At 43.5% G+C, this 16,695-nt stretch carries 13 protein-coding genes and 1 pseudogene; 12 read left to right on the top strand and 2 right to left on the bottom strand.

Annotated features, from left to right (window positions below):
* The first annotated feature begins 33 nt into the window (after positions 1-33).
* The 7 genes from ACRRSX_RS03425 to ACRRSX_RS03455 all read left to right on the top strand — a co-directional run bounded on the left by ACRRSX_RS03425 (position 34) and on the right by ACRRSX_RS03455 (position 7,647).
* Complete coding sequence (locus ACRRSX_RS03425) at positions 34-1,227, top strand: glycosyltransferase family 4 protein (protein WP_432454620.1); 1,194 nt, start codon at positions 34-36, stop codon at positions 1,225-1,227.
* Positions 1,224-1,751 carry a serine O-acetyltransferase gene (locus ACRRSX_RS03430; RefSeq protein ID WP_432454619.1) on the top strand — a complete coding sequence of 176 codons (528 nt, stop codon included), beginning with the start codon at positions 1,224-1,226 and terminating at the stop codon, positions 1,749-1,751. Before ACRRSX_RS03425 ends, ACRRSX_RS03430 begins: the two co-directional genes overlap by 4 nt.
* Positions 1,752-2,924 carry a glycosyltransferase family 2 protein gene (locus tag ACRRSX_RS03435; RefSeq protein WP_432454618.1) on the top strand — a complete coding sequence of 391 codons (1,173 nt, stop codon included), beginning with the start codon at positions 1,752-1,754 and terminating at the stop codon, positions 2,922-2,924. It abuts the gene before it with no gap.
* Positions 2,921-4,111, top strand: a complete 1,191-nt coding sequence (locus ACRRSX_RS03440) for a hypothetical protein (RefSeq protein ID WP_432454617.1) — start codon at positions 2,921-2,923, stop codon at positions 4,109-4,111. Before ACRRSX_RS03435 ends, ACRRSX_RS03440 begins: the two co-directional genes overlap by 4 nt.
* 79 nt (positions 4,112-4,190) lie before the next feature.
* On the top strand, positions 4,191-5,099 hold the full coding sequence (locus tag ACRRSX_RS03445; protein ID WP_432454616.1) for a polysaccharide deacetylase family protein: 909 nt from the start codon (positions 4,191-4,193) through the stop codon (positions 5,097-5,099).
* Between the two features lie 27 nt (positions 5,100-5,126).
* Positions 5,127-6,560, top strand: coding sequence for a right-handed parallel beta-helix repeat-containing protein (locus ACRRSX_RS03450; protein ID WP_432454615.1), 1,434 nt, complete (start codon positions 5,127-5,129; stop codon positions 6,558-6,560).
* A gap of 40 nt (positions 6,561-6,600) precedes the next feature.
* Positions 6,601-7,647, top strand: coding sequence for a glycosyltransferase family 4 protein (locus ACRRSX_RS03455; protein ID WP_432454614.1), 1,047 nt, complete (start codon positions 6,601-6,603; stop codon positions 7,645-7,647).
* Here the strand turns inward: ACRRSX_RS03455 and xrt are convergent.
* Both xrt and ACRRSX_RS03465 read right to left on the bottom strand, forming a co-directional pair.
* A pseudogene (xrt, locus tag ACRRSX_RS03460) lies at positions 7,632-9,061 on the bottom strand (exosortase). The gene ACRRSX_RS03455 and the pseudogene xrt overlap by 16 nt on opposite strands.
* Before the next feature lie 4 nt (positions 9,062-9,065).
* Positions 9,066-10,469, bottom strand: a complete 1,404-nt coding sequence (locus ACRRSX_RS03465; protein WP_432454612.1) for a TIGR03013 family XrtA/PEP-CTERM system glycosyltransferase — start codon at positions 10,467-10,469, stop codon at positions 9,066-9,068.
* Between the two features lie 281 nt (positions 10,470-10,750).
* Between ACRRSX_RS03465 and ACRRSX_RS03470 the strand changes: the two genes are divergently transcribed.
* Genes ACRRSX_RS03470 through ACRRSX_RS03490 form a run of 5 tightly spaced genes read left to right on the top strand, consistent with a single transcriptional unit; the run spans position 10,751 to position 16,370 of the window.
* Entirely contained in the window at positions 10,751-11,392 is a 642-nt protein-coding gene (locus ACRRSX_RS03470) for an XrtA/PEP-CTERM system exopolysaccharide export protein (protein WP_432454611.1), read from the top strand.
* Positions 11,393-11,409: 17 nt separating this feature from the next.
* Positions 11,410-12,972, top strand: a complete 1,563-nt coding sequence (locus ACRRSX_RS03475; RefSeq protein WP_432454610.1) for an XrtA system polysaccharide chain length determinant — start codon at positions 11,410-11,412, stop codon at positions 12,970-12,972.
* On the top strand, positions 12,969-13,865 hold the full coding sequence (locus ACRRSX_RS03480; RefSeq protein ID WP_432454609.1) for an XrtA-associated tyrosine autokinase: 897 nt from the start codon (positions 12,969-12,971) through the stop codon (positions 13,863-13,865). Before ACRRSX_RS03475 ends, ACRRSX_RS03480 begins: the two co-directional genes overlap by 4 nt.
* Complete coding sequence (locus ACRRSX_RS03485; protein WP_432454608.1) at positions 13,837-15,300, top strand: outer membrane beta-barrel protein; 1,464 nt, start codon at positions 13,837-13,839, stop codon at positions 15,298-15,300. Before ACRRSX_RS03480 ends, ACRRSX_RS03485 begins: the two co-directional genes overlap by 29 nt.
* A 2-nt stretch (positions 15,301-15,302) precedes the next feature.
* Positions 15,303-16,370, top strand: coding sequence for an XrtA/PEP-CTERM system-associated ATPase (locus tag ACRRSX_RS03490; protein WP_432454607.1), 1,068 nt, complete (start codon positions 15,303-15,305; stop codon positions 16,368-16,370).
* Positions 16,371-16,695 lie beyond the last annotated feature (325 nt).

Here is a 16,695-nt window from a genome sequence, read left to right on the forward strand (position 1 = left end):
CCGTTGCTGCAAGCTAGGGAGAGCTTCATAAAAATGAACATTTTATTTCATCACCGAACGCGAGGAAGAGGCGCTGAAGGGGTGCATATTCGGGGTGTGGTCAAAGGTTTACGTGAGCTTGGTCATCAAGTGAAGATCCTCTCTCTGCCTGGGGCCGACCCCGAAGAGGAATTACCCACCAACAACGAGCCAGAGCCTTCTGCGACGGAACAACCTGCCGCCCCGAAACGCGGATTATTTACCCGCATCACCGAATTGACTAAATATACCCCTGAGTTTGTATTCGAGCTATTTGAGCTGGGGTTTAATGTTATTGCTTGGTGGCGTTTACGTAAGACCGTTAAACAACAAAAGGTTGAACTGATCTATGAACGTTATTCCTTATTTATGTTTGCGAGTGTTTGGTGGGCGAAGCGTCACCATCTGCCGATTATTTTGGAAATTAACGATTCCTGCTTAGTGCATCGGGTTCGCCATTTATTCTTTCAAAGTTTGGCGAAGCGGGTGGAGCAATGGATATTTAGCCATGCGACTGGTTTGGTGTTTATTTCCAGTCGTTTTCAGCAGGTCGCGGTTGATACTTATCCTAATATTGCTCCTTCGGTTGTCTCTCCTAATGCGGCTGATTTAGACCAATTTGTCATTGATGAGCAAGCGGCACAACAATTACGCCAACAACTACATATTGAAGATAAGGTGGTCGTTGGTTACGTCGGCGCATTTGTCCATTGGCATGGTATCGACTGGTTTGTTGATATGATCGCGGAACGATTAAAAGATTACCCTGATATCGTCTTATTACTGGTTGGAGATGGCGCTTGTTATGAGTCGATAAAGCAGCGGATTGCCAGCGCGGGGGCGGAGCAACAAATTATATTGCCGGGGAGAGTGGCCCATGATCAGGTTCCAGTTTATTTGTCGGCGATGGACTATGGTATTTTGCCCGATTCAAATGATTATGGTTCACCGATGAAATTATTTGAGTTTATGGCCATGGGCAAAGGGATGGTTGCGCCAGACTTTACGCCAATCGCCGAAGTGGTTGCCGATGGTGAAACCAGTTGGTTATTTCCAGCTAATCAGCGTCAAGCCTGTGTTGAACGGGTGTTAGATTTGTCCCTGAAGGCCGAAGAGCAGGCCCTGGTGGGGCGCAATGCGCGGCAATATATCGAGCGTGAAAGACAATGGCGGCATAACGCTGAACAACTACTGACTTTGGTGAAATGATGGAATTTTTAAAAGCAGACTTTCGACGTAAGCAACAAATATTTGCCGATGATGGGGCACCAACCAGTATGTTGCGCATTGTGATGGCGGATGGTTCTAGCGCCAATATTATTTACCGAACCATGCGCTGGTGTGCGACTCACCAATTAGCCTTGCTTGCTTATTTTTTTCAATGGTTGAATAAGTTTCTCAATGGCTGTGTGATTGGTAGTGGTGCAGAGTTTGGCCCTGGCTTTGTGATCATGCATCCGGTTGGTATCGTGATTAATTCTAAGGTGAGTGGCGGTGCAAATATCACTTTGGAAAGTGGCGTTGTGATTGGGGATGAAAAGGGCAAGTCACCGCGCTTGGGGAATGATATTTTTGTGGGTGCGGGCGCTAAAATTGTGGGTGATTTAGAGCTTGAAGATCTGGTGAAAGTCGGCGCCAATGCGGTCCTTACAAAAAGTGCTCCTCGGGGAGCGACTATGTTGGGGATCCCTGCGAAGGTTTACCATAAAGCCGAAAATGAGGCTGTAGAATAAATGGAACTGGTATTTTGGTTAGCAGTCGCGTTGATCGTCTATGGTTATACGTTGTATCCCTTGTTATTGTTGCTTTTTAGCGGCATAAAGCAAGCTGTTCGAGACACGCGCTATCTTTGGCGACGTCATGAGCGACGCTCTTACGAACCGAAACAATGGCCTTCGGTATCGATTATTATCGCCGCTTACAACGAAGAGCAGTGCCTCGCTCAGCGGATCGACAATCTGTTAAAGCTCAGTTATCCCCAAGATAAACTGACGATTCATATTGGTTCAGACGGTAGTACCGATCAGACCAACTCTATTTTAAGAGCCGTTGAAGCCGAACATTTTCAAGCGCATATCTTTGAACAAAACCGCGGTAAAATAAATGTACTGAATGACCTGGTTGATCAATCTGAAGATGAAATTTTGGTGATGTCTGATGCCAATACTGATTTTGCAGTTGATGCGATTGAAAACTTGGTGAGGCATTTTGATCGGCAAGAGGTCGGCGCGGTATGCGGAGAACTTCATTTAGTGGATTCGGAGTCTGCGGATAACAAAGATGGGATTTATTGGCGTTATGAGCAAATGCTGAAGTTTCATGAATCTCGTTTAGGTGGTTTACTGGGAGCCAATGGGGCGATTTATGCGATGGCTAAACGCTTCTATCAAGTTTTACCAGCGAACACTATTGTTGACGACTTCATGATTGTCATGAATGTCTCTAAGGCTGGTAAGCAGGTGATTTACGAGCCCAATGCGGTGGCTTATGAAGAGGTTGCGCCTTCTTTAAAGGAAGAAGAAAATCGCCGAATTCGGATTGGTACCGGTAATTATCAAGCTTTTAATCGTTGCTTATGGGCTTTAAATCCCTTACGAGGGGCTCGGTGTTTTACTTATTTTAGCCATAAAGTACTGCGTTGGTTTACGCCGCACTTTATGTTAATTGCTTTGGTGAGTAACTTACTGCTCATTGGTCAGCCACTTTATCTGTTGCTGCTAGTGTTGCAACTGTTCGTCTATACCGTCGCGGCATGGGGAAATAGCCGCAGTAAACAAGGCAAAAAGCTGCCCGGGAGCATTGCTTTTTTGACCTTTTTTGTGGCGATGAATACAGCTTTATTGAAAGGCTTTTATGCTTTCTTATTTAAAAATGTGCAAGGAACTTGGCAAAGGACGTCACGGTGATTATCTCTTTAATTTTGTTATTCATTTTACTTGCTGTAGCGGCGGTCTTGTTGATCATTCGTAAGAAGCAAATGCATCTGTGGTTAGCGCATTACCTAAAGCTTAAATTGAAGCCTAAGGCTCACTTTGAAGGGCCAACTCATATTTTATTTTGCTTTGTTGATCATTATGAGCCGCAATGGGGCAAAAATATCAGTTTAGAACAAGAGCGAGCCAGAGTTGACCGCTGGTTTCATGATTACCCAAAAGTGGCGGGTAAACATCAGGATGCAGACGGATGTCATCCAAAACATTCATTTTTCTATCCAGAAGAAGAATACCGTTTTGAACACTTAGCCAAAATAGCTGACTTATGCGCTCGGGGTTTTGGTGAGATTGAAGTTCATTTACATCACCATGATGATACCAGTGACAATTTGCGTAAAACACTGGAAGGATTTACCGAATTATTGCATCAACAGCATGGCGCATTTATGCGTAGTGAAGCGAGCGGAAAGCTTCAGTATGCCTTTATTCATGGGAATTGGTGTTTGGATAATTCTCATCCCGATGGCATTTTATGTGGTGTTGATGATGAATTAATCGTCCTTAAAGAAACCGGTTGTTTTGTTGACTATACCTTTCCTTCGGCACCGAGTGCTACGCAACCTGCGACGGTAAATTCTATTTATTATGCTAAGGATGATCCGCATGCTGCTAAATCGCATAATAAAGGCCAAATGGTGAAAGTGGGTGGCAAGATGTGGGGCGATTTGATGTTGATCAATGGCCCCTTGGATTTAAATTGGAAAGTGCGTAAAAAAGGTATTTTTCCGCAAATTGAAAATTCAGATATTCGGACGAGCATGAAACCGACCAAGGATCGAGTCGATTTATGGGTGAAGTCGAATATTCATGTTCAGGGACGGCCGGAATGGCGCTTTATTAAAATACATACTCACGGTACGCAAGAAGCCGATATGCCAACTTTACTTGGTCAGCCTTTTGATGAGATGTGTGATTACCTAGAGCAAGAATATAATGATGGCCATAACTATGTCTTGCATTATGTGTCGGCCCGCGAAATGTATAATATTGCCAAAGCGGCGGAAGCGGGTAAAACTGGCGATCCTCATCAGTATCGTGATTTCTTAGTTGCAGCGCCAAATTATAAGACCTTAGCAAGCAGCGGTGATAGCCTTGCTTAGGGCATTGTGTAAACAGTCTATAGTTAGATTTTTTAACTGTCGACGACGGCGCTGGAAGACTCCTCAAAATGGCTTATATGTGTTTAACTATCATCGTATTGGTGATGCTGCTGGCACCGACTTCGATCCGAACATATATAGCTGTACCGCCGAAGTATTTGAGCAGCAGTTGGTGTTTTTAAAAGCCAATTTCACCTTGATTTCGGAGGCGAATCTATTGGCTTTACTGGAAGATGACCAACCTCTGGACCGTGCTTACGCCTTGATTACTTTTGATGATGGTTATATCGACGCCTATCAATGTGCGTTTCCGATATTAAAAAAGCATCAGCTGTCGGCAGTATTTTTTGTGGTTACAGACTTTGCTGAAGGAAAGTCGATTGCTTGGTGGGATGAGATAGCTTGGTTGATTCGGCATACTAAACTATCGAGTATCAAGCTTGAACATTGGCGCAAGAAGGTGGATTTATCCAACGCAGACTTAAAACTTAATATCCGTAAGGTGCTCAAAGCCTTTAAAGAAGATAAACAGTTGCCTATGAGTGATAAATTGGCGCAGCTGCGTCAGTTATGTGGGGTGAAAGACATCCCTGAAGTGACTCTGTTCGCGAATTGGCAACAGTTGAAAGAAATGTCTGATGCGGGAATGAGTATTGGCTCACATACCATCGACCATCCTATTTTGGCTCACCTTAGCGACGAGCAACAAATGCGCCAATTGGCGGTATCAAAACAGCGTATAGCTGCGGCCACTGCTCACGACGTAAACTTAGTGGCTTATCCGGTGGGAAATAGTGGTAGTTTTAATGGTGTTTCCGAAACCTTGGCTCGAAATGTTCACTATAAAGCGGCCTTTTCATTTTATGGTGAGGCTAATTATTTCTTAAGTGAGAGTAATCGTTTTAATATTGATAGAATTTCCGTGGATGGCAATAAAGATGAAGCGGCCTTGAAGGCGCAAATTATGGCGCTATCGTCCAATACCTGAGTCAAGACTACCAGCTAGGGGATGCGAATGAAACGAAGTCTATTGGTTCCAATGATCGTCATATTGGCCGGTTTTTTTAAGGCCCAAGCCGCACCACTATGGCCTTGGCAAAATGCATCTATGGGGGAAGGGGCCCCGGCTTGGGCAACTACCGATATTGCTGCGGGGCAGATTTGGTACGTGGATATTAATGCACCAGAATCTGCGGAAACCGGGAGCCATGATCAGCCTTTTCATCGAATCGCTGCCGCCTTGAAAGTTGCGCGACCGGGCGATGAAATTTGGTTGGAGCCGGGGGTTTATCACGAGCAAGTGCGGATCCGTAAACCAAATATTACCCTGCGATCGAGTGTCTTACATCAGGCAAAAATTGAAGTTCCTTTTAACGAAAAAAAAATACAGCAAGCGATCCGTATCGATTTTACTGCGAAAGGTACGAGAGTTATTGGTCTAGATATCAGCGGTGGTTACTACTATGCGGTGTCTTTACATACTAAATGGAAAGGAGGACCTCATTCGGGAGTTTCTCAGGTCTTGTTATCGCAAAATCTGCTCCATGGTAGTGGCCGAGATCTACTCAAAATAAATCCTTATGTTTGGCAAGTGTTGATAGAACGGAATCAATTTTATCGTTCTGGCCAAAGAGATAATAGCAACGCCGAAGCAATTGATGCGGTGAATGCCAGTGAATTATGGATCCAGGATAATCTGATTAAGGGGATTGCCACCTCTGGTATTTATGTAAAAGGTGGTTCGCATGAGGTATTGATTCAGCGAAATTTGATTCGAAACGTTGGCTTAGCGGGCATTTTGGCTGGTTTTGATACCAGTCCACAGTTTTTTAATATGACTGATAATCCTAATATGTATGAGGCCAGACGGGTTCGTATTATTAATAATATTGTTGATGGAAGTCAGGGTGCGGGGATTGGGGCTTATTCAGCGGAACAAGTTGTGGTGGCTCATAATACGGTGCTTAATTCTGCAATACGTTACCATGCACCGATCTATTTTGGCTTGAGTTTTCAAGACCGAGAGTTAGATGCCAAACGTCCACCTAGCAAGGATATTTCGGTCTATAACAATATTTTTTCATCCTTGCGACGTGATGGCACCGTATTGGAGGTTCGTTATCTTGAAGATGACACATTAGGTGGCTTGTCGTCCTTACAAGGGTGGCCGAAGGCGAATAATAATCGCTATTTCTCGGCCTTTGGGCCTGCTAGTTTTACCGATATGCGACCTCATGCGAAACAGCGCTCATCGAATTTAAGTGAGTGGATGAAGTGGTGTGCTTGTGAGGCGGATACACAACTTATTGAAGTGACTCTAAGTTATCCAAATTATATGCCGCAGGGTGCTGATTTTCAGTTTACTTCAAAGGCCGAAAGTTTAGCGGTGGACTTCTATCAAAATAAACGTGTATCGACCACCTATGTAGGGGCGGTGATTCCTAATTGAGCTGTTTAACCAGTCAAGCCAGTAACAGAAGATGTATAAAATGAAAATTGTCCATGTGGTGAGTAGCCTCAATATGGGAGGTGCTGAGCGTTTAGTTGTGAATCTGTCAATTGAGCAGAAGAGGCTCGGACACCAAGTGACGGTGGTGTCTTTTGGGGCTAAATCTGACACCTACTACACGCTCCTACAAACACATGGTATTGCTGTGCAATTGGTGGGGGGAGGGCTGATTGCTCGATTCACTCAGTCACTCAAATTATTGCTGGCGGCCGATGCGATTAACATCCATTCGACGCCTATTGTGAGAGCGCTGGCACCACTTTTCCCAATGCTCTATTTTAAGAAAACGATTTTTATCGTGCATGGTGAAACGAGTCCTAAGCTACGCCTATTTAAACCCGCTATCTTATTCGCTTGTTTGTTTATAAAACATGTGGTTGCCGTTTCTGAATCGGCTAGGAGGTCTTTATATCGCCGTTTTGCGGTGAATACAGGGCGGGTTGGGATCATCGAAAATGGGGTTCAACTTGCAGCAACCTGCAAGCACGCACCTACTGGACCAGAGTTACCCTTGAAAGTTGGTGCGGTGGGGCGCTTGATCCCGCTGAAAAATTTTGAGTTACTGATTGAGAGTGTGGCGATTATCAATCAAACGGACTCAAGTCCTATCGAATTACATATTTTTGGGGATGGCCCAAGTTTAGAAGACTTAAAAACACTGGCTCGAGACCAAGGTGTTACGGTTAACTTTCACGGCATAGTGTTAGAGCAGGATGAAATTTACCGTCACATTGACCTGTTGGTGATTAGTTCAAATACTGAAGGGCTGCCAATGGTGTTAATTGAAGCCATGGCGCGAGGGATCCCGGCGATATCCACTCGTGTAGGTGCAATACCATCCGTGATTGTTGACCAGCAGAATGGTTGGCTAATTGATGTCGGTAATGCGCGACAGTTGCAACAGGCATTAGCTCAGGTTATTCACTCTCCAGGTTGCCTCTCTACGGTCGGTAGACAAGCCTATACGACCGTTGAGCATCAGTTTTCAATTGCTGCCGTGGCTGCAAAATATCAGTCTCTGTATTGAGTGCTTGCTTGTTGGCTGAGCATTTGTTGCAGTGTTCCGAGAGTGTCGCGGCAATCTGTCGCGTTGCATAAACTCGATCCGACCAAGATAGCCGATTCTCTATGGCCTGATAACGCAGCAAGTAGGTGATTTTGTTTTTGTTGCTTAAGGCTGCTGGTTAGGCCTCTGGCGCTTAAGTATGCATAAACTAACACCGCTGGCTGATTGTTTTTGGCTAAAAAGTAGATGCTATGGGTTTGTGCATCTCGTTTTTTAGTTTCTATTCTCATTCCGTCCGGAATGATGCTGTTGTTAAAGTAACTGGCCTTATTATCTAGGCCATAGCCGCTAAATGTAAAATACCACAACGATAGCTGATGATCGTTTTGTTCAATGAGCTGATAGCGCAGCTCGCTATACCTTGAGATCTGCAATGGACCGTGGGTATCAGATGCTCTCACTCGATTGCTTGAATTGAGCGTTTCTGCATCAAAAACTGGTAAATCTAAACTCAGTGGGGAGAGTAAAATTAAGGCGAACAGACTTGCGAATATTGGCTTTAAGGCAATATTTTTTTTGCTGCTTAATCGGTGGTGTTCGGTGGTATTAGCTTCTTTCTTGGCGAGAGAATTTCCAACATAGAAAATCATCAGTAAATAAGGGGCATACACATACCAGCCTAAATTATTGTGATCGCCAACAATCGAACTTTGCATGTTGGTTAAATGGCCGATAAAAATGATTGTGATAATTCGGATCCAGTTAACCAATAGCGCACCGGCCATTGTAATGATGAAAAACAGCAATATCCGGCGGGCTGAACGCAGATTAAAATAGACAAATAGTAGGCATAAAAACAAGGAGGTAATAAAATATCGAAGCCCACTACACCCGTTCGCTATCTCAAATTGACCCGAAGGAATGGAGACAATGTTGCCTTCAAAGTAGCTCGGTATACCAGTAAATGCCATGATGGTTTCGACTGCAGTGGTGGATAGCTGCTGCAAGGGGGGGAGAGAAGTCCCCATATGGGCGTAATAAATAAAAATACTAAAGCGTATAAATAGAGGCCTTTATGGCTGACAAAAATGCTTAATAGCGCACTTAGTAAAACCAAGGGAAGCAAGGCTCGAACTGGCAGGCTAATTTGTCCAAGATATAAACAGAGCTCCACCATTAACAAAAATACTAAGATTAGGGTGAAGCCATTGGGCTTGCTGCGAAATTGCAACTGTTCTCGAATATCATATAGAACATAAAGCGCGACAAAGGGGATCAAAAATGCGTGTGAGTATGTTCCATCATCGAAACTATAACGCCAAATATCGAGTATCACAGGCCAGAACAAGAGGCTGACTATTACCGTAAGTGCTAATACAACAATACTCTCGACTACACCTTTCGAATGTTCTGGCGAGTTTTGGTGCGATGCCACCGGATTAACGGCCTTTACCAAATAAAATGATCTCTGCAGTTCTGACCAAAATCAAAAGGTCTAAAAGAAAGCTGCGATGCTTAATGTAATATAGATCGAATTTTAACTTCTCTAAGGCATCGGCTTCAGTACTACCATAAGGGTATTTAAGTTGTGCCCAACCAGTCAGCCCGGGTTTAACATTGTGTCGTTGGTTGTAATAAGGGATCGATAATACCAATTCCTTTACAAAGGCCGGCCGCTCAGGTCGTGGCCCAACAAAACCCATGTCACCAACAAGTACATTGTAGATTTGTGGTAATTCATCAACTCGATATTTTCGGATGAAGTTACCCACTCGGGTGACTCGGGGATCTTCTTTTTCAGCCCACTTTGCACCATCTTTCTCGGCATCAGTTCGCATACTACGAAACTTATAGATACTAAATGGCTTCCCGTTGAGCCCAATCCGCTCTTGTGAGTATAAGACTGGGGCTCTAAAGCCTTCTTCCAATTTTATCATTACCACTGTAATTAGCATTAAAGGCCAGGTTAGACTCAATACAATAAGCCCAAGGAAGGTATTGCAAATCCAGTCTAAAGAGCTACGTAAGTAGTTGGTCGAGTGAAAGCCATTACTGTATATCACCCAAGATGGGTAAATCAGGTTCACCGCAATTTGTCCTGATTCTCGCTCAATAAAGTCGATGATATCGGTAATTTCTACGCCACGCAGTTTACACAAGAAGAGGCTGTCTACAGGCAGATTGGCACGTCGTTCGTCGGCAGCAATAACAATTTCTTCAACGCCGTTCGCCAGCACAAAAGACTCCAGTGGGCGGTCTAGCTCAAGAATTGTTTCTCGCTTGATACCATCTTCTGAGTCACCAGGCATGCGGACAAATCCAGCCATTTCGAAGCTTACTCGGTCTGATTTGCGGCGCATTCGCTTTTCTATGATGCTGGCTCGCTCTCCGGCACCTAGCACCAAGATGCGCTTCCGCCCCATGTGTTCATATTGCATTTTAAGCGCAAAGTAACGAACCACCGTTAGTGCCATCATCACTGCTGCATACAGCAACTCTCTAAAGTTACCGGGTAATACTTCTAATGGGCTTACAACGTAAATAACCGAGGAAATAAAATAGCCGAGAGCAATACTCACCAACAAACGGCGAATCACGCCACGAAAAGTCTCGCGTATTTTTTGGTTGTATAAGCCAACCGAGAGGATCGATAGTTGAATCGGGAAAGTGAATGCCAGCAAATGCATCAGCAGAGTGCCTTCCCCGTATGGAGGGATATTCTCAAACCCGCTAAAACGCAATAATTCAACGCCCAACACAAATATGACGATGAGCACTAAAAATTCGGCAATAATAATGACTCTACTACCAGGATCTAGATTGTGAAACTTCGAACCAGCCACGCTTCTTCCTTGAAACCAATTAATTGATATTAATTTTAGACGAACAAGTATACCGAGATTAGCTCGTAGAGCTACAAAAATCCCCTGTATAGCAATTCAGATAGTTACTCATGAGTATGTTACTTTAGCGTTACAGTTGTTTTAATACCACGATAAATATCGATATATCAAAACTATTTAACTCAATAGATTTACAAGATGAGCGCTCGCGCACTATCATGGGAAAAAGGATTTATTCAATCAATGTTATTTGATGGACACTCAGCGTAATGGACAGTGCTATGAAAAAACTTAATAAAGTCGTTATCAAGTCGCTTGCGTTTATTGTGGTTGGTTTTTACCTATCTGCATGCTCAAGCTCTTTACCTAATTTACAAGAGGCTTCTGTAAAACCCTCTCTTACTCAAAATCCCGCGGAATATAAATATTTGATCGGTCCGGGCGACGAACTGAACATTTTTGTTTGGCGCAACCCCGAGATATCTGGAACCTTTTTTGTTCGCCCAGACGGCAAAGTGTCAGCGCCGCTGGTCGAAGACCTTGAGGTATCAGGTAAAACCACAACTGAGATGGCCCGTTTAGTCGAATCTGAACTGGCTGAGTATATCCGTGATCCAATTGTGACCGTGACCGTAGAAGGTTTTGTCGGTCCGTTCAGTGAACAAGTTCGGGTAATCGGCGAAGCCTCTGCTCCACAAGCGGTCAATTATCGAGAAGACATGACCTTACTGGATGTGATGATCCAAGTGGGCGGTTTAACTGAATTCGCTGACGGTGATAATGCTCGCTTGGTTCGAGTGGTCAGTGGAGAGCAACGATCTTACGGTATTTCGGTTGGTAAATTGATTCAAGATGGAGAAATAGACGCCAATGTCGATATTTTGCCTGGTGACATTATTATTATCCCAGAAGCATGGTTTTAGGCGGAGTAGCGGTTTAGATGCAGGAATTTATTGAGGACTTTTTGCAGTACCTGAGAGGGGTATGGCTGAAGCGACGTTATATTATTATTGCACTTTGGTTGCTTTGCCCTATTGGCTGGATTGTTGTGACCTTGTTGCCAAATCAGTATACGGCCGAAGCAAGAGTATATGCGGATACTCGCTCTTTGTTACAGCCACTGCTGAAAGGCTTAGCCTTGCAAACAGACCCTGCTCAAGAATTGCAAATGATGGTTAAAACTCTGTTGAGCAGAAGTAATTTGGAAAAAATTGTTCGCGCGAGTGACGCAGATTTAAGAGTGAACAATAAGCTTGAATATGAAGAGCTACTCGATGATTTAAAAGAAAAAATAATCATTGATAAGACAAAACGAGAAAACCTGTACACCATTAGTTTTGAAGCTGACTCCCCACAGTATGTGCGTGATGTAGTGCAAGCTGCCCTTGATGTATTTGTTGAAAATACTTTAGGTGAAAAACGTCAGGATACAGATACGGCGAATTCTTTTATTAATCAGCAAATTGAAGAGTATGAGACGCGCCTGATTGAAGCAGAGAAACGGCTCGCGGCTTTTAAGCAAGAGTACACAGCTTTTTTGCCCGGTAAAGAATCGACTTATTACAGTAATCTTGAAGGGGTAAAAAAGAAGCTTGAAGAAACTCGTTTACAGTTAAGCGAAGCAGAGACAAAGTTAACATCGGCTCGGGCTCAATTAGCTAGTGAAGAACGTTTAGCATCTCAACAAACCGCTAAGGTCAGAACTGAGTTCGATGACCGAATTGTCTCAATGCAAACCCGACTTGATGATATGTTGCTGCGTTATACGGACAACCATCCAGATGTTATCGAGGTTAAGCGACAAATTGCAGGCTTGCAGAAACAGAAAGATAGTGCTTTAACCGTTGCGCAGACGCCTGCCGCGATTGCCTCCGACTCGGTGATTTATCAGGATCTGAAAATTACCGTGAGCCAGTTGGAAAATGAAGTGGCTTCGCTGAATGTTCGTGAACAACGCTATAAAGACAATGTTTCTGATCTACAAGACCAGTTACGCCAGGTCCCTGATGTGGAAGCTAAACTCACCGGTTTGAATCGAAATTATGAGATTACTAAGTCGAAATATGAAGACTTGTTGTCTCGCCGAGAAAGTGCTCAGATTTCTGAGAGCGCGGGTAAGACCACCGACGATATTAAGTTTAGGGTGATTGACGCTCCAAGGGTGCCATTAGAGCCTTCTGGACCGAAGCGGCCACTGCTTATTATTGGAGTGCTGATTTTAGCTTTGGGTGCCGGTGTTGGTTTGTCTCTGGCATTTAGTCAGATTAATCCAGTGGTATCGAGTATTCAGCAGCTATATCAGCAAACCGGCTTTCCGGTGCTCGGGGTTGTGTCTGCCACCGACAGCTCTGGTTTGATTAAAGTCGAAAGGCAAAAAATGCGTATATTTGTATTTTCAAATATATTGTTATTGTGTTGTTTTGTTGGGTTTATGGTCATTAATTTACTTCCGGGCTTACACAATAAGCTTATTTCTATCTTGGGAGGCATTGGGATCTTATGAGTACCATAGAAAAAGCGATGGGTAAGTTGGCCAAACAAGCCCAACAAAATCAGCAGTCGAATAATGCTGCAGCTCCAGACTCTGTCGCGGATGTGAATCCGCCGAATCAAGAACCCAATGCAAGGCCTCGCGAAAAGGCTGTATTGCAAATTGACTCAAGTGTATTAAGAAACTTAGGGATGTTATCCGATGTTCGTTCTCGAGAGACTCGAATGCTTAGTGATGAATATCGAGGCGTTAAGCGTAAGTTATTGAAAAATGCATTTGATCCAAGTTTGATACCGCGTAATAAAAGTAATCTGATAATGGTCACCAGTGCCAACCCTGGCGAAGGGAAGACATTTACTTCGATTAATTTGGCACTTAGTTTAGCCTTGGAAAAAGATAAAACAGTACTACTGATTGACTCGGATGTATTGAAACCCACCGTGAGTAAAACCTTAGGGATTGGCCAACATATGGGCCTTATGGAATATTTACTCGGTGAGACGGATGATATTGCAGATGTCATTTATCATACCAATATCCCAAATTTACGGATTATGCCGGCAGGAATGCCTCATCACTTAAGTAACGAGTTGTTGGCAAGTGATAAAATGCGTGCTCTGACTGAAGAGTTAAATAGTCGTTATGCCGACCGAGTCGTGTTATTCGATAGTCCACCAATTCTTGGGGTGAATGAAACTGTGGTTCTGTCTAATTTTATTGGTCAGGCGGTGGTGGTGGTTGAACAAGACAAAACGAAGTTGGCCGCAATTAAGGCGGCTGTTTCCCAATTTAGTGAAGAATTGGCGATAGGTTATGTGTTGAATAAAGCAGTGCACGGTAAAACAGGAACTTACGGTTATGGCTACGGATATGGCTATGGATACGAGGAAGAACAAAGCGCTTAGCATCGTTGTTGCGCTGATAGTTGGTTTATCGATGTCGGTGTCGGCAGCAGATTTTAGCTTCCTTCCTAAGCTAAGTGCTGAGCTGGTTTATACCGACAATGTTGGTTTAACTGAAGATGCGACTCGATCAGGACAAATCGGTGTATTTACAGCGGGGCTCGAATCTGAATTTATTGGTCATGATGGTCGTTTGACGCTCGACTACCAAGCTGAGCAAATTTACAATTCAGACGATTCAGATAAGAATAAGCTGTATCATGATCTTATTTTTATGGCTGAAAAGAAAATCCGCAATACTGGTGTTACGGTCGGTCTTGTCTCAAAGATGTATATAATGCCTGCTAAGGTTAATGACAATGCGATAACTGATGTCGTGACTGGTGATTTAATACAAGGCAGTTCACATGAGCTTTCATTAGGATATAAATCTAACCCTCGTAAATGGATTGATTTGAACACGGCGGTGTTTTCTACTTTTAATCGTTATGAAGATGACCGCGGTAATAACAATGATTTAGAGGGAGCTTTGTTATTTAAGAATGGACAGAAAGTAAAGAACGTTACTTGGCTTGTTGAATCCGCTTATTCGAAGCGTGAGGCTCGCGCTAATTCTGCTGCAACCGAAACTCTGAAATATAAAATCGAACTAGGTCTTCCACCACGCTCGGGATTTAGTCCTTTTCTACGTTATTATGCCGAAAGCTACCTCGAAGGTGTGAATGCCTCATCTACGGTCGGGGAGTCTGAAAGTTGGGGACCCGCGCTTCGTTATTTTCGAACTCAATTAAGCTATCTCGAAGTGAGCTATAATTTTTCTTTAGAGCGAGAAAAGAATGATGACTATATCGGCGCAGCGCTGAATCTTCAGCCAAATCGCAGAACCAAGTTGCTATTTGAGTATGGCCAACGGTTTTATGGTGATGCTTATAACTTTACCTTTTCGCATGAACGCAGACGGATTAAAACCGATATTTCTTACATAGAAGAACCCACTAGTTTTGACCGGCGGTTTTTTGTTGAAGGGGATATTCTTGCAGAGCAAAAATTAAATAAGACTTTACGCTGGAATAGTGCTTTGGACTTACGTCGTAGTGGCATCGATTTTGAAATTCGCCACCAAGATCGAACCAGTTTGACTGAGCTTACTGATTTTATTCAGGATAAAACTTACGGTGTCGGCTTAGGTTTAGATCACAAGTTAACTCGTCAGCTTCGAGCGGCTTTTAAAGTTGATTATGATTACTATCGCTTTGAGCGAATCAGTAAAGGTAAGCAAGTCGATAAATATAGCCGTTATAATTTGTCGCTCACTCAAGATCTGATCGAAGGTTTTTCTCTAATTTATCGTTATCAATTCACTCGTCGTAGCTCTAGTATTGAGGGCCGTGACTATAATGAAAATCGCGTTTCAATTAACGCTACTAAGCAGTTTTAAATATGTATGAATCTTTTTTTGGTTTAAGCGATAAACCTTTTAAGCTAAGCCCTGATCCTAAATTCTTTTTTGCGAGCCCTCATCATGACCGCGCGATCTCTTATCTGCGTTATGGGCTATCACAAGGCGAGGGTTTCATTGTGGTGACGGGCCCGATTGGTACCGGTAAAACCACCATTGCTCGTAGTTTACTGGCCTCGGTTGATGAATCGATCGTCGCTGCGCAGATTGCTACAACCCGACTCAGTCCAGATGAGTTAGTCCGCTTAGTCGCGGCTCAGTTCTCCATTGAAGTCGAAAGCTTAAATAAAGCCGAAATTTTAAAACGCTTTGAGCAGTATCTACTGAGCTTGCATCGGCAAGGGAAGCGCGCGTTATTGGTAGTCGATGAAGCGCAGAACTTACCAGCAGAAACCGTTGAAGAGTTGCGGATGCTGTCTAATTTTCAATTAGATGATAAACCCTTGTTTCAGAGTTTTTTGCTTGGGCAAGAAGAGTTAAAACCAATTATTGAATTACCCGAAATGGAACAGTTTCGGCAACGGATCATTGCTTCTTGCCATTTACAGGCCTTTGATGCCGAACAAACTCAGGGATATATTTTACACCGACTCAAACAAGTGGGTTGGCAACAAAACCCACAATTAGATGACGATATTTTTGTTCAGATTGCCGACTTTACCAAAGGTATTCCTCGGAAGATCAATATTTTTGCCGACCGCTTATTTTTATACGCATTTTTGGAAGATTTGCATACCATTGGTTCCAAGGATGTGGCTGCAGTCATTGAAGAAATGGGCGGCGAATTGTCTGGATCGCTTCAGGGCACGCCACCTCAGCAAGCAAGTGTGAATATTGATCAAGTTCTAGGTCGCCAATATAGCGATGGCTTAACTTCTCCCGATGTGTCAGTGATGGCCGTTGGTGAGCAACAGATGAAAGCGAATCTATTAGATGTGTCTAGTTATCTGGAAGAAGTGGTGCTGAGAAAGATTAAAATTATCCGTTACTTAGACAAAATGATAGAGAAAAAACGCAAAGAAATTGTTGAGTTAGGAGAAAGTCGCTAATTTGACTTTCCCTTTATGGAGTGGTGCTTCTCGCGTCGGCTATTTAGCTGTGAATGAAGGATCGCTATTGGCGAGCGGCCCAATCTTGCTTTGAGGCTCTATCTTGCGTTGAAATGAAGGCCAATGTGAGCGTTGATTTGCTCACAGGATGTTGTAGGGAGTATGAGGGCTCGTAATGGCAGAGCTTGATGTGTAAGTCCTGCAAAGCCGCAATGGAGAGTAAACCATTATTCAATTCACTTTAGTCTGGTATGGCTAAGTAGATATTTGGCTTAAAGCTTTTGACGCGTTGTTTTGCGGAATGAGTTGTCCCCATTATGCCACA

The sequence above is a fragment of the Agarivorans sp. QJM3NY_30 genome (assembly GCF_050870855.2).
Taxonomy (GTDB): domain Bacteria; phylum Pseudomonadota; class Gammaproteobacteria; order Enterobacterales; family Celerinatantimonadaceae; genus Agarivorans.

What these genes read in the sequence shown, in the direction of transcription:
- ACRRSX_RS03425 (WP_432454620.1), top strand. Translation starts at nt 34, where the DNA reads ATGAACATTTTATTTCATCACCGAACGCGAGGAAGAGGCGCTGAAGGG.
- ACRRSX_RS03430 (WP_432454619.1), top strand. Translation starts at nt 1,224, where the DNA reads ATGATGGAATTTTTAAAAGCAGACTTTCGACGTAAGCAACAAATATTT.
- ACRRSX_RS03435 (WP_432454618.1), top strand. Translation starts at nt 1,752, where the DNA reads ATGGAACTGGTATTTTGGTTAGCAGTCGCGTTGATCGTCTATGGTTAT.
- ACRRSX_RS03450 (WP_432454615.1), top strand. Translation starts at nt 5,127, where the DNA reads ATGAAACGAAGTCTATTGGTTCCAATGATCGTCATATTGGCCGGTTTT.
- ACRRSX_RS03455 (WP_432454614.1), top strand. Translation starts at nt 6,601, where the DNA reads ATGAAAATTGTCCATGTGGTGAGTAGCCTCAATATGGGAGGTGCTGAG.
- ACRRSX_RS03470 (WP_432454611.1), top strand. Translation starts at nt 10,751, where the DNA reads ATGAAAAAACTTAATAAAGTCGTTATCAAGTCGCTTGCGTTTATTGTG.
- ACRRSX_RS03475 (WP_432454610.1), top strand. Translation starts at nt 11,410, where the DNA reads ATGCAGGAATTTATTGAGGACTTTTTGCAGTACCTGAGAGGGGTATGG.
- ACRRSX_RS03480 (WP_432454609.1), top strand. Translation starts at nt 12,969, where the DNA reads ATGAGTACCATAGAAAAAGCGATGGGTAAGTTGGCCAAACAAGCCCAA.
- ACRRSX_RS03485 (WP_432454608.1), top strand. Translation starts at nt 13,837, where the DNA reads ATGGATACGAGGAAGAACAAAGCGCTTAGCATCGTTGTTGCGCTGATA.
- ACRRSX_RS03490 (WP_432454607.1), top strand. Translation starts at nt 15,303, where the DNA reads ATGTATGAATCTTTTTTTGGTTTAAGCGATAAACCTTTTAAGCTAAGC.